This is a genomic window from Pseudomonas batumici (genome assembly GCF_036585405.1).
In the GTDB taxonomy this organism is placed as follows: domain Bacteria; phylum Pseudomonadota; class Gammaproteobacteria; order Pseudomonadales; family Pseudomonadaceae; genus Aquipseudomonas; species Aquipseudomonas batumici.
In genome coordinates this window covers 2,025,970-2,038,891 of the sequence record NZ_CP144470.1, presented here as the reverse complement: position 1 = coordinate 2,038,891, position 12,922 = coordinate 2,025,970, and the positions used below count along the sequence as shown (strand labels likewise).

At 55.4% G+C, this 12,922-nt stretch carries 11 protein-coding genes and 1 pseudogene; all 12 read left to right on the top strand.

The features are described from left to right. Positions 1-37 precede the first annotated feature (37 nt). The 12 genes and pseudogenes from serC (at position 38) to rffA (ending at position 12,921) form a co-directional block, all read left to right on the top strand. Complete coding sequence (gene serC, locus NUH87_RS09005; RefSeq protein ID WP_040070047.1) at positions 38-1,123, top strand: 3-phosphoserine/phosphohydroxythreonine transaminase; 1,086 nt, start codon at positions 38-40, stop codon at positions 1,121-1,123. Next, complete coding sequence (gene pheA / locus NUH87_RS09000) at positions 1,123-2,217, top strand: prephenate dehydratase (RefSeq protein ID WP_040069977.1); 1,095 nt, start codon at positions 1,123-1,125, stop codon at positions 2,215-2,217. Before serC ends, pheA begins: the two co-directional genes overlap by 1 nt. Before the next feature lie 11 nt (positions 2,218-2,228). Beyond that, complete coding sequence (gene hisC / locus NUH87_RS08995) at positions 2,229-3,341, top strand: histidinol-phosphate transaminase (RefSeq protein ID WP_338525670.1); 1,113 nt, start codon at positions 2,229-2,231, stop codon at positions 3,339-3,341. Next, positions 3,334-4,284, top strand: a pseudogene (locus tag NUH87_RS08990) (prephenate dehydrogenase/arogenate dehydrogenase family protein); the annotation flags it as partial. The gene hisC and the pseudogene NUH87_RS08990, both read left to right, overlap by 8 nt. Positions 4,285-4,289: 5 nt before the next feature. After that, on the top strand, positions 4,290-4,979 hold the full coding sequence (gene cmk / locus NUH87_RS08985; protein ID WP_338525669.1) for a (d)CMP kinase: 690 nt from the start codon (positions 4,290-4,292) through the stop codon (positions 4,977-4,979). Positions 4,980-5,099: 120 nt separating this feature from the next. Continuing rightward, positions 5,100-6,791: a 30S ribosomal protein S1 gene (gene rpsA / locus NUH87_RS08980; protein WP_338525668.1), complete on the top strand. Its 1,692-nt coding sequence runs from the start codon at positions 5,100-5,102 to the stop codon at positions 6,789-6,791. Between the two features lie 187 nt (positions 6,792-6,978). Then, positions 6,979-7,260 (top strand): hypothetical protein, encoded by a 282-nt coding sequence (locus tag NUH87_RS08975; RefSeq protein ID WP_338525667.1) that lies wholly within the window; start codon positions 6,979-6,981, stop codon positions 7,258-7,260. 122 nt (positions 7,261-7,382) lie between these two features. Next, the gene (ihfB, locus tag NUH87_RS08970) at positions 7,383-7,679 is read left to right on the top strand and encodes an integration host factor subunit beta (protein WP_338525666.1); all 297 of its coding nucleotides are present in this window, start codon (positions 7,383-7,385) and stop codon (positions 7,677-7,679) included. Between the two features lie 444 nt (positions 7,680-8,123). Beyond that, positions 8,124-9,149 (top strand): LPS O-antigen chain length determinant protein WzzB, encoded by a 1,026-nt coding sequence (locus NUH87_RS08965; RefSeq protein ID WP_338525665.1) that lies wholly within the window; start codon positions 8,124-8,126, stop codon positions 9,147-9,149. Between the two features lie 264 nt (positions 9,150-9,413). Further along, the gene (locus tag NUH87_RS08960; protein ID WP_338525664.1) at positions 9,414-10,727 is read left to right on the top strand and encodes a GNVR domain-containing protein; all 1,314 of its coding nucleotides are present in this window, start codon (positions 9,414-9,416) and stop codon (positions 10,725-10,727) included. 736 nt (positions 10,728-11,463) lie between these two features. Continuing rightward, positions 11,464-11,736, top strand: coding sequence for a hypothetical protein (locus NUH87_RS08955; RefSeq protein WP_338525663.1), 273 nt, complete (start codon positions 11,464-11,466; stop codon positions 11,734-11,736). 51 nt (positions 11,737-11,787) lie between these two features. Then, complete coding sequence (rffA, locus tag NUH87_RS08950; RefSeq protein WP_338526770.1) at positions 11,788-12,921, top strand: dTDP-4-amino-4,6-dideoxygalactose transaminase; 1,134 nt, start codon at positions 11,788-11,790, stop codon at positions 12,919-12,921. Position 12,922 lies beyond the last annotated feature (1 nt).

The following is a 12,922-nucleotide window of genomic DNA, read 5'->3' as shown; positions in this document are numbered from 1 at the left end:
AGGCCGGTGTGTATTCAAAAGCATAGCGAGAGTGGATGTGAGCAAACGAGCCTATAACTTCTGCGCGGGTCCCGCTGCGCTGCCCGAAGCTGTCCTGTTGCGTGCCCAGTCCGAGCTGCTCGACTGGCACGGCAAGGGCCTGTCGGTCATGGAGATGAGCCACCGCAGCGATGAGTTCGTGTCCATCGCCACCAAGGCCGAGCAGGACCTGCGTGACCTGCTGGACATTCCCTCGAACTACAAGGTGCTGTTCCTGCAGGGCGGCGCCAGCCAGCAATTTGCCCAGGTGGCGTTGAACCTGCTGCCTGAAAGCGGCAAGGCCGACTACATCGAGACCGGTATCTGGTCGAAGAAAGCCATCGAGGAAGCCTCGCGTTTCGGTCACGTCAATGTCGCCGCCAGCGCCAAGCCCTACGACTATTTCGCCATTCCCGGCCAGAACGAATGGAAGCTGTCGAAAGACGCGGCCTATGTTCACTATGTATCGAACGAAACCATCGGCGGCCTGGAGTTCGACTGGATCCCGGAAGCCGGTGACGTACCGCTGGTGACGGACATGTCCTCGGACATCCTCTCGCGCCCGGTGGACGTTTCCCGCTTCGGCATGATCTACGCCGGTGCGCAGAAGAACATCGGTCCGAGCGGCATTGTCGTCAATATCGTCCGTGAAGACCTGCTGGGTCGCGCCCGTTCGATCTGTCCGACGATGCTCGACTACAAGGTCGCGGCCGACAACGGCTCCATGTACAACACCCCGCCGACCCTGGCCTGGTACCTGTCGGGCCTGGTCTTCGAGTGGCTCAAGGAGCAGGGCGGTGTCGAAGCCATCGGCAAGCTCAACGAAGTCAAGCAACGCACGCTGTATGACTTCATCGACGCCAGCGGCCTGTACAGCAACCCGATCAACAAGAGCAACCGCTCCTGGATGAACGTGCCGTTCCGCCTGGCCGACGATCGCCTGGACAAGCCGTTCCTGGCTGGCGCCGAAGAGCGCGGCCTGTTGAACCTCAAGGGGCACCGTTCGGTGGGCGGCATGCGCGCCTCCATTTACAATGCTGTCGACATCCATGCGGTGAACGCGCTGGTGGCGTACATGGCGGCGTTCGAGAAGGAACACGGCTGATGTCCGAGCAAGAACTCAAGGCACTGCGCCTGCGTATCGACAGCCTCGATGAGAAAGTCCTCGAGTTGATCAGCGAGCGCGCACGCTGCGCCCAGGAAGTCGCGCGGGTAAAGATGGCCTCGCTGGCTGAAGGCGAAGTGCCGGTGTTCTATCGTCCCGAGCGTGAAGCTCAGGTGCTCAAGCGGGTCATGGAGCGTAACCAGGGGCCGCTGGGCAACGAAGAGATGGCGCGCTTGTTCCGCGAGATCATGTCTTCCTGCCTGGCCCTGGAACAGCCGCTGAAAGTGGCTTACCTGGGCCCTGAGGGTACCTTCACCCAGGCGGCGGCCATGAAGCATTTCGGCCATGCGGTGATCAGCAAGCCGATGGCGGCCATCGACGAGGTCTTCCGCGAAGTGGCGGCGGGCGCGGTGAATTTCGGCGTGGTGCCGGTGGAAAACTCCACCGAGGGTGCGGTCAACCACACCCTCGACAGTTTCCTCGAGCACGACATGGTGATTTGCGGCGAAGTCGAGCTGCGTATTCACCACCACCTGCTGGTGGGCGAGAACACCAAGACCGACAGCATCAGTCGCATCTACTCCCACGCCCAGTCCCTGGCCCAGTGCCGCAAGTGGCTGGACGCCCACTACCCGAACGTCGAGCGCGTGGCGGTGTCCAGCAACGCCGAGGCGGCGAAGCGGGTCAAGGGCGAGTGGAACTCGGCGGCGATTGCCGGCGATATGGCGGCCGGTCTCTATGGCCTGACGCGCCTGGCGGAGAAAATCGAGGACCGTCCGGACAACTCCACGCGGTTCCTGATGATCGGCAACCAGGAAGTGCCGCCTACCGGCGACGACAAGACCTCGATCATCGTTTCCATGAGCAACAAGCCCGGCGCGCTCCACGAGCTGCTGGTGCCGTTCCACGACAACGGGATTGACCTGACGCGTATCGAGACCCGACCTTCGCGCAGCGGTAAATGGACGTATGTGTTCTTTATCGACTTCGTCGGCCATCACCGTGATCCGCTAGTCAAGGGTGTGCTGGAGAAGATCAGTCAGGAAGCCGTCGCCCTCAAGGTGCTGGGCTCCTACCCGAAAGCGGTTCTGTAAAGGCGTTGATCATGAGCGGTAACTTCCTCGCCCTGGCGCAGCCGGGCGTGCAACAACTGTCGCCTTACGTTCCGGGCAAGCCCGTGGACGAGCTGGCCCGCGAGCTGGATATCGATCCGGCGCGGATCATCAAGCTGGCCAGTAACGAGAACCCCCTGGGGGCGAGTCCCAAGGCCCTGGCGGCGATTGCCGAGGCCCTGGCCGAGCTGACCCGTTACCCGGACGGCAACGGCTTCGAGCTCAAGCAGCGTCTGTCCGAGCTGTGCCGGGTGCAGGCCAGCCAGGTGACCCTGGGCAACGGTTCCAACGACATTCTCGAACTGGTTGCCCGCGCCTACCTGGCGCCGGGGTTGAACGCGGTGTTCAGCGAGCACGCCTTTGCGATCTATCCCATCGTGACCCAGGCGGTGAATGCCGAGGCCCGCGTGGCGCCGGCCAAGGACTGGGGACATGACCTGGCGGCGATGCTCGCGGCCATCGACGAAAACACTCGCGTGGTGTTTATCGCCAACCCGAACAACCCGACGGGCACCTGGTTCGGTCCGCAGGCGCTGGAGGCGTTTCTCGCCGCGGTACCGCGGGATGTCCTGGTGGTGCTGGACGAGGCTTATATCGAGTATGCCGAGGGTGTCGACCTGCCGGATGGCCTGAACTACCTGGCGAGCTATCCGAACCTGCTGGTGTCGCGGACCTTCTCCAAGGCCTACGGCCTGGCGGCCTTGCGCGTCGGTTATGCGCTGTCGTCGCCCGCCGTGGCGGACATCCTCAACCGTGTTCGCCAGCCGTTCAACGTCAACAGCCTGGCGCTGGTCGCGGCCCGTGCCGCGCTGGATGATGCCGAGTATGTCGCCCGCAGCCGCAGCTTGAACGAAGCCGGCATGCAGCAACTGGAGGAAGGTTTTCGCCAGTTGGGGCTGAGCTGGATTCCCTCGAAGGCCAACTTCATCGCGGTCGATGTCGGGCGTGACGCGGGGCCGGTGTACCAGGGGCTGCTGCGCGAAGGCGTTATCGTGCGTCCGGTGGCCGGTTACGGCCTGCCGAGGCACCTGCGGGTCAGTATCGGCCTGGCCAGCGAGAACAGTCGTCTGCTGGAGGCGCTGGCCAAGGTCCTGGCCCGTGGTTGATGTCATGTCGATGCAATCTGTGAAGCCTATGATCGGCCGCCTTGTGGTGGTCGGCCTGGGTTTGATCGGCGGATCCTTTGCCAAGGGGCTGCGGGAAAGCGGCCTGTGCCGGGAAGTGGTCGGTGTCGATCTCGATCCGCTGTCGCGCGAGCTGGCGGTCGAACTGGGTGTGGTCGATCGCTGCGAGGCAGACCTGGCCGCCGCTTGCCAGGGCGCCGACGTGATCCAGTTGGCGGTGCCGATCCTGGCCATGGAGAAAATGCTCGGCTTGCTGGCCGATATGGACCTGGGCCACGCGATCCTGACGGATGTCGGCAGCGCCAAGGGCAATGTCGTGCGTGCCGCCGGTCGGGCCTTTGGTCGCATGCCGGCGCGTTTCGTCCCGGGACACCCGATTGCCGGGTCCGAGCAGAGTGGCGTGCAGGCCTCCAACAGCGCGCTGTTCCGTCGGCACAAGGTGATCCTGACGCCGTTGGCCGAGACCGATCCGTCGGCGCTGGCGACGGTCGATGCGCTCTGGCGGGCCCTGGGGGCGGATGTCGAGCACATGCAGGTCGAGCGCCACGACGAAGTGCTGGCGGCGACCAGTCATCTGCCGCATCTGCTGGCCTTCGGCCTGGTGGACTCGTTGGCCAAGCGCAACGAGAACCTGGAAATTTTTCGCTATGCGGCGGGTGGGTTCCGTGATTTCACGCGGATCGCTGGCAGCGATCCGGTGATGTGGCACGATATCTTCCTGGCGAACCGGGATGCTGTCCTGCGTGCGCTGGACAGCTTTCGGGGTGACCTGGACGTCTTGCGCGATGCCGTCGATGCCGGGGACGGGCCTCAGTTGCTGGAGGTGTTCCAGCGTGCGCAGGCGGCGCGCGAGCATTTCGGCAGAATCCTGGCCCGCCGGGCCCGCAAGGGCACCCTGAACGCCAATGATGATCACAAAGAGGCACGCTCGTGAATATTCAAGCTCCAGTTATCACCATTGACGGGCCGAGCGGTTCGGGCAAGGGCACGGTCGCCGGGATCCTGGCCAAGCGCCTGGGCTGGTGCCTGCTGGATTCCGGTGCGCTGTATCGGTTGCTGGCGTTCGCCGCGCGCAACCATGGGGTCGACCTGACCAACGAGGAACTGCTCAAGGCCCTGGCCGCCCACCTGGACGTGCAGTTCGTCGGCGCGACCAGTGACCGTTCGGCGCGGATCATTCTTGAAGGCGACGACGTCACCGAGGATATCCGCAACGAACAGGTCGGCGCCTGGGCCTCCCAGGTGGCGGCGTTGCCGGCGGTGCGCGAGGCCTTGCTGCAACGCCAGCGGGCGTTCCAGGAGCCGCCGGGCCTGGTGGCCGATGGCCGGGACATGGGCACGGTGGTGTTTCCCGATGCGCCGCTGAAGATTTTCCTGACCGCCAGCCCCGAGGAACGGGCTCGTCGCCGGTACTTGCAGTTGAAGGCCAAGGGCGATGATGTTAGTCTGTCGAGTCTGCTAGATGAGATTCGTGCACGCGATGAGCGTGACACCCAGCGAGCGGTAGCCCCGCTCAAACCGGCGGCTGACGCCATACAGCTGGATTCCACGGAATTGTCCATCGAGCAGGTGCTGGAACGCATCATGAGCGAGATCGCCATTCGCGATCTCGCCGGATGACCAAGAAGCGTGCAGGGGACCAGTCATAGTCCTGCATGGCTTCTTTCATATGAACGTAACCCACACCGTCTGGGGTGTGGCAGATGGGCGTATTCTTCGCCCTTATCAACAGGAATTAAAATGAGCGAAAGCTTTGCGGAACTCTTTGAAGAGAGCTTGAAGACCCTTAATCTTCAGGCTGGTTCGATCATCACCGGTGTTATCGTTGATATCGATTACCAAGCTCGTTGGGTCACTGTCCACGCCGGTCTGAAGTCTGAAGCTCTGATCCCGCTGGAACAGTTCTACAACGATGCTGGCGAGCTGAACATCAACGTCGGTGACGAAGTTCACGTGGCGCTGGATTCGGTTGAAGACGGCTTCGGTGAAACCAAGCTGTCCCGTGAAAAAGCCAAGCGCGCTGAATGCTGGATCGTTCTGGAAGCAGCCTTCGCAGCCGAAGAAGTGGTCAAGGGCGTTATCAACGGTAAGGTTAAAGGCGGCTTCACTGTCGACGTTAACGGCATCCGTGCGTTCCTGCCAGGTTCTCTGGTTGACGTCCGTCCAGTGCGCGACACCACGCACCTGGAAGGCAAAGAGCTCGAGTTCAAGGTCATCAAGCTGGACCAGAAGCGCAACAACGTTGTCGTTTCCCGCCGCAGCGTCCTGGAAGCCGAGAACTCCGCCGAGCGTGAAGCTCTGCTGGAATCCCTGCAGGAAGGCCAGCAAGTCAAGGGTATCGTCAAGAACCTCACCGATTACGGCGCATTCGTCGATCTGGGTGGCGTCGATGGCCTGCTGCACATCACCGACATGGCTTGGAAGCGCATCAAGCACCCATCGGAAATCGTCAACGTTGGCGACGAGATCGATGTCAAGGTTCTGAAGTACGATCGCGAGCGCAATCGTGTTTCCCTGGGCCTCAAGCAACTGGGCGAAGATCCATGGGTCGCTATCAAAGCCCGTTACCCAGAAAGCACTCGCGTCACCGCGCGTGTGACCAACCTGACCGACTACGGCTGCTTCGCTGAGCTGGAAGAAGGCGTTGAAGGTCTGGTACACGTTTCCGAAATGGACTGGACCAACAAGAACATCCACCCTTCGAAAGTCGTACAAGTCGGCGACGAAGTGGAAGTCATGGTTCTGGACATCGACGAAGAGCGTCGTCGTATCTCCCTGGGCATCAAGCAGTGCAAGTCGAACCCATGGGAAGACTTCTCTGGCCAGTTCAACAAGGGCGACAAGATCTCCGGCACCATCAAGTCGATCACCGATTTCGGTATCTTCATTGGTCTGGACGGCGGCATCGACGGTCTGGTTCACCTGTCCGACATCTCCTGGAACGAAGTGGGCGAAGAAGCCGTACGTCGTTTCAAGAAGGGCGACGAGCTGGACACCGTTATCCTGTCGGTTGACCCGGAGCGTGAGCGTATCTCCCTGGGTATCAAGCAACTGGAAAGCGATCCGTTCTCCGAGTACGTCTCGGTTAACGACAAAGGCGCCATCGTTAAAGGCACTGTGAAAGAAGTTGACGCCAAAGGCGCCATCATCGTTCTGGCCGACGATATCGAAGCGACCCTGAAAGCCTCCGAAATCAGCCGTGACCGCGTTGAAGACGCGCGCAACGTTCTGAAAGAAGGCGAAGAAGTAGAAGCCAAGATCATCAGCGTTGACCGCAAGAGCCGCGTGATCCAGCTGTCGATCAAGTCGAAAGACGTTGAAGACGAAAAAGAAGCCATCCAGAGCCTGCGCGACAAGCCAGCTGCTTCGGATGCTCCAGTCGACACCACTCTCGGTGCTCTGCTGCGTGCTCAGATGGAAAAACAGAACTAAGTTCTGTCAGACCATAGAAAAAGGGCGACTTCGGTCGCCCTTTTTTGTGCCCGAGATTTCATGTTCAAGATCTGAAACGAATTCAGGGTTGTGGGGGTCTTATGCAGGCGTGTAAAAACCTTTGTCTTCAGGCACACCCGGTTCGGGCTTCACGGGTGCTTCAAGGTTCGCCTCATTAAGGAAATGAATGAGCAAGTTAATGGTTGTTCTCGCGCTGTTCATGCTTGCTGGGTGCGTCACCCATGCCAAGACCCACGCCAAGCATGGTGTGAGCGGTATCGAGATCGACTGCTCGGGACTGGGCTCGGATTGGGACAAGTGCTACAAGCGGGCGGCCCGGGAGTGCAAGGCGCAGGGCTACAAGGTGGTCACCCGGTCCAGCGACGCCAAAGAGGAGGACGACGGCTATCTTTTCGGCTGGAATCCGGCCGGCGCTGTCACGCGTACCATGCTGGTGATCTGCAATTAGGTGATCCTGCTCCCTGTTTCTTCGGCGCGTAGATAAGTCAATAGATGGGCTGTTCAAAATCCTCCGCTCATGCTAAAACCTTCGAAGTGCTTTCCTAGCTGCTTGAAAAAGAAGGGAAAAATATGACGAAGTCGGAGTTGATCGAACGAATTGTCACCCATCAGGGGCTGCTCTCATCCAAGGATGTGGAGCTGGCCATCAAGACCATGCTTGAGCAGATGTCCCAGTGTCTGGCGACCGGCGACCGGATTGAGATCCGCGGGTTCGGGAGTTTTTCGCTGCATTACCGGGCGCCGCGGGTTGGGCGTAACCCGAAGACCGGGCAGTCAGTGAGCCTGGATGGGAAATTTGTACCGCATTTCAAGCCGGGAAAGGAGCTGCGGGATCGGGTGAACGAAGAGGAGGCTGATGAGGTCTGAGGAGGAAGCCACGTCCCCACAACTCATTGGCGTGTACCGATGTCATTTTTAACGGGGGCGGCTCGTGCATCCGCGACCTTCCTCATTTCTTTTCTCGGATAGCTCTCCAGGCGTCCTTGCTCGTTTCGTGAGTACCTTTGCTGTTTTTGGGAATGATTCATGATTCTTTGTGAGGGATCTATTTCTATGACCGTGGAAAAATAGAGAGCCTAGTTGATTTTATCAACGGTCGGCGTTTTTTAATGAAATGGTGAGTTTTTTTGTCTGTGCTATAATTTGTCACTGTTGGGACTGAGATTCGACTTTTGTAAAATTCCTGTGTCATGCTCATCAACTTTTAAGTCATGGAAACTACACTTCAGGGAGGCTGATTTATTAAGGTGTTGCGTTAGCTGGCATTTAAACTGGATAAGGCTGAGCGAAATAATGCAAGAAGGTCGCAGTATGAACACTTCGAGTGAAGTGGACTTGGTTGAGTTGTTTCGAGATCTGCTGGTTTATAAGTGGATGATATTGAGCTTTGTTATTCTCGCAGGGGTCATTGCTGGTGGCTATGCTTATATGGCAACTCCTGTCTATGAAGCCAAGGTTGGCATATTACCTCCCTCAAAAAATGATATTGCCAATTTAAACTATGGCAGGACCCAATCTTCCGGGCTTTCTCCATTTTCCGTGACAGATGTATATTCCGCCTTCGTTGCAAAGCTAAACTCTGATGCGCTTCGCAGAACATTTTTCAATGATGTTTATCTTCCCTCTCTGAGTGAGGCGCAGCGGCACAAGTCTCAGGATCGGCTGTATGAAGATTTCTCCCAGGTTCTATTCGTAGTCGCTCCTGGAAAGGATTTTCCGGATCGTTATTCTGTGGCCGTGAGGAGTGAGGATCCTGCTACTGCGACTGAATGGGCGGATCGCTATGTCAAGACAGCTGGAGATTTGGCCAAACAGGAAGTCATTGCCAACGCCACAAAGGAAGCGGAGGTCATGGCGCGCAATCTTGATCAGCAGATAGCAACCCTTCGTGAGGGTGGCGCGCGTAGCCGAATGGACACTATCAAGCAGCTGGACGAGGCTTTGAAGGTTGCGCGGGCTATCGGGCTGGAGCGGCCTCTGGTCATTTCTACCGGGTCCTCCGTCGAGCTGGCGGGACGCATGGATGGGGCGCAGACCTACATGCGCGGTGTCAAGGCATTGGAAGCCGAAGTGAAAAATCTTGAGAGTCGAGAATCGGATGACCCGTTTATAGACGGGTTGCGTGAGCTGCAAGGCAAGTATCTTTTTTACAAGGGGATTGAGGTTCGTCCTGCTGATGTTGCTGTCTATCGATTGGATGGGCAGCCTGAAAAACCTGATATCCCTGTCAAACCCAGACAGTGGCTCGTATTGTTGATCGGTCTGGTATCGGGTGCCCTGTTAGGTGTCAGCATTGCGCTTTTCCGTATGTTCTTGAGGAAAAATGCTCATTTATAGGGGGTAAGGACGGTGAAGGGGGGCTTGCTTTTTTGCAGAAGCCCCCTTTTTTCTTGATCTTTTTTCTTTTTTGTGAAGTTCTTTTTAGATGGGCAAGGCTTGCAATGTTTTTCTAGACTGGCACAATACGCCAGATTCTCGATTGTCAGCGATTTTTTGTAGCCACGTTACTCAGCATGATGCAGGTGACTGGCTGGGATGGATAAGTCGCAAAAGATCCCTGTACAACGAGCCCGCAGTTTCTTCTAGAAGGCAGGTCTTGGCGTGAGTAGCATCTCCCGTGTTCCAGCGGTTGTCCCTACTGAGGGCGTCGATTTTTTTGTGCTGTTTCAGGTCGTAAGAAAACAGAAAAAATTTATTCTTGGTCTCACCCTGTTCTCTGGTCTGCTGGCGAGCATCTATCTTTTCTTCACGACGCCGATATACCAGGTAAGCAGTGTCTTGCGTCCTGCGGCAATCAATGAACTTGATGCTTTGAATCGCTCTGAGATTTATAAACTGCCTCCCAGTGAAGCCTTATTGAAAGTGGGGGCGTCGCTAGACTCTTACGAAACACGTTTCAGTTTTTTTAAGTCCAATCCTTCGTTGTTCCAAGCGTTCAAACGGCCGGGACGGACGTTGGAGCAGAACTTTGAGGATTTTAATCGCGATTCCCTGAATCTGATTCTACCTGATCCAAAAAAGGCTGACTCGCTGAGCGCTTCTGTTGCCTTGGAACTCAATTACCCTAAAGATGCTGACGGTCCGGCGATTCTTAATGGACTTGTTGATTATGCAATTTCTGCCCAGCGGGGGCAGATTGCAGCTGATCTGAAGGTTATTATAAATAATCGATTGAACGAACTTAAAGAGAAGATAGCCGCCGCTCGTGCTAATTATGACACCGAGAAAGAGGCAAAAATTGCCTCATTGCTTGAGGCTGATAATTTAAAACGCGACCACCTGCAAGATGAGCTCAAGGCACTTCGTCTACAACTGAAAACCGAGCGTAACGACAGGATTGCCCAGTTGAGCGAGGCGATTGATATCGCGAGGTCTCTTGGTATCCAAAAACCAACCACCCCTTCAGCGTTGGCCGAGCAGTCAAGTCCTGGCTCGAATAATGTGATGAGAACTGAAGTCAATAATCAGCAGATTCCACTCTATTTCATGGGGGTGGATGCGTTGGAGGCTGAGCGTAAAACATTGCAGCAGCGTAAAAGCGATGATTTTAGCGAAAGGCGTATTGCCCAGATTGCCAAGGAGCTGGAGCTGCTCAAAAGCAATCGCGAAGTTGAAGTGATGAATCAGCGGAAAAATGAAGACATTTTTCTCAAGGGGGTGCAGGAGCTCCGTGCGGAAGTCACTCGCTTGCGCAATCTGAATATCGATATCGATAAAATGAAACTGGTTTCGATTGATCGGATCGCGCTTGAGCCCAGTAGCCCAATCAAACCTAAAAAAGCCCTGATCCTATTGCTCAGCCTGCTTCTCGGATGCATCGTGGGCGTGATCTTAGTGCTTTCGCGGAATCTTTTTATTGTTGAGCTTTCGCGAATCGAACGCAGGGCCCGTGCCAAAGGCGCTAGCGATACCTGAGAGTGGACCTTTTTCAAGAGGCCACACGAGTGAAAAAGCAGGGCCAACTCTGGTGAAATGACGACAGGCTATCCGATGGAAGTCCTGCCTGTATGAACGGCGCTTATCTTGGCCCTGCACAGATCCGTATGTCTGAAATGACCTTGACTGATCCATGATCCTCACCTGGGTTCGGACGAAGTGTCGAATTGCTGGGCGCCTCGGGCAAGCTGTGCCTTGGCCGCAAGGTTGCGTAGTCTTCGACCAGCGTCGCTCCGGTGTTTGTTCCAGGACGCGAGCTGATCATGGGTGGCGCACAAACCCTGAGGTCGCGCCGACGGTGCCAGCGGTGAGTTCCCGAATTTTCTGCAGCGATCCCTCGGGACGTCAAAGTCGAAAATTCATGGCTTTTTTTGCAATTGGCGGAATCGCAGCGGGCAGATGTTGTCTATCGGATGCCCCATCAGGCTAGGGAGGGCTGCTTATGGTCAGGCGTGTGAGTTGATGGTTCTTGTTAGTGATAATGAATATTATTCATGTGTCGTGCTTTTTTGAGCCAGGACAGCCTATGACGGGTGATAGGTTGTATACTGTTCAGTTCGAAGATCTCTTGATGGCTGGCCAGGTTTCAAGAAAATTGCCATTGGCATGGCGGTTGGATCGCCTGAGTAGGATGAGCCTCTTTAAATATGCTTGGGCCTAGCAGAGGGGCCTGTTTATTGTATCGTTGAGTGTTTAGTGATTTTCAGGTGAGTAGATGGCCTATCTGACAGCGGATCAGCTTAAAGAAGCTGGCTTAAAAAAAATTGGTAAAGATGTAAAAATTAGCGATAAAGCCAGCATCTATAATGCTGATTTGATCGAGATTGGCGATTATTCAAGGAATGATGACTTTTGCGTAATTTCAGGGCGAGTTGTTATTGTCCATTATAGTCATATAACTTCGATGCGCTATTGGTGCGATGGCGCAGGTCACCAAAAGTATATCTCCTCGGGGTGTATATACAGGGCCTCCGACGAAACGCTTTAAAGAAAGAAAAAAATTTGCTTATCCTGGAAAAAGAATTTTTGAGTGAAGAAAATGAATATTCCGTTTAATAAACCACCCTACACCGGTAACGAAGACCAATACGTATTGGCTGCCATGCGCAGCAGCAAAATGTCGGGGGATGGTGATTTCACCCTCCGCTGTCAGTCATGGTTTGAGGATGCGTTGGGCGGTACCAAAACACTGCTGACACCTTCTTGTACTCAAGCGCTGGAAATGGCGGCGCTGCTGTTGGATATTCAGCCTGGCGATGAAGTTATCATGCCAAGCTACACTTTTGTCAGCACCGCAAACGCCTTTGTTTTACGAGGCGCGAAAATAGTATTTGTCGATATCCGCCCTGATACGATGAATATAGATGAAACACTGATAGAAGCTGCCGTCACTGATAAGACAAAGGTCATTGTTCCCGTCCACTACGCTGGTGTAGCGTGCGAGATGGACGTTATTATGGATATTGCTGCCAGGCACAATCTCTACGTTGTTGAGGATGCTGCGCAAGGTACGATGTCCACCTATAAGGGAAGGCCGCTAGGAACGATAGGGCACCTGGGGGCTTATAGCTTTCATGAAACAAAGAACTATACAAGTGGGGGTGAGGGCGGTCTGCTACTGATTAATGATGAATCATTTATAAACAGGGCAGAGATAATTAGAGAAAAAGGCACTAATAGAAGCCAGTTTTGGCGAGGCATGGTCGATAAGTACACTTGGGTTGATGTGGGCAGTAGTTACCTCCCATCCGAATTGCAGGCGGCCTATTTGTACGGGCAGTTGACAGTTGCAGAAGAGATAAACAAAGACCGTCTAAATACCTGGAATGAGTATAATCGCTGCCTCTCCGGTTTGAGTGATAAGTTAGTGTTGCCGTTCGTTCCTCAAGACTGTCAGCACAATGCGCATATGTATTATTTGAAGTTGGATGACTTAGCCTGCCGTACTAAATTCATTGAGGAAATGAAAAAAGAAAAAATCATGGCGGTCTTTCATTATGTACCTTTACATTCCTCTCCTTGCGGTAAAGTCTTTGGTGAGATGACGGCGGAAGATAAATTTACTACCAAGGAAAGTGAGCGGTTGGTTCGCTTGCCTATTTGGTATGGCATGCAGGCTCTGGAGCGTCAGCGCGTGATCGAAGCCGTTTCAAATGTGTTGGAAAGAATCTAAC

Coding starts and splice junctions, on each gene's coding strand:
- rpsA (WP_338525668.1), top strand. CDS start 5,100: ATGAGCGAAAGCTTTGCGGAACTCTTTGAAGAGAGCTTGAAGACCCTT.
- pheA (WP_040069977.1), top strand. CDS start 1,123: ATGTCCGAGCAAGAACTCAAGGCACTGCGCCTGCGTATCGACAGCCTC.
- NUH87_RS08965 (WP_338525665.1), top strand. CDS start 8,124: ATGAACACTTCGAGTGAAGTGGACTTGGTTGAGTTGTTTCGAGATCTG.
- ihfB (WP_338525666.1), top strand. CDS start 7,383: ATGACGAAGTCGGAGTTGATCGAACGAATTGTCACCCATCAGGGGCTG.
- hisC (WP_338525670.1), top strand. CDS start 2,229: ATGAGCGGTAACTTCCTCGCCCTGGCGCAGCCGGGCGTGCAACAACTG.
- NUH87_RS08955 (WP_338525663.1), top strand. CDS start 11,464: ATGGCCTATCTGACAGCGGATCAGCTTAAAGAAGCTGGCTTAAAAAAA.
- NUH87_RS08975 (WP_338525667.1), top strand. CDS start 6,979: ATGAGCAAGTTAATGGTTGTTCTCGCGCTGTTCATGCTTGCTGGGTGC.
- rffA (WP_338526770.1), top strand. CDS start 11,788: ATGAATATTCCGTTTAATAAACCACCCTACACCGGTAACGAAGACCAA.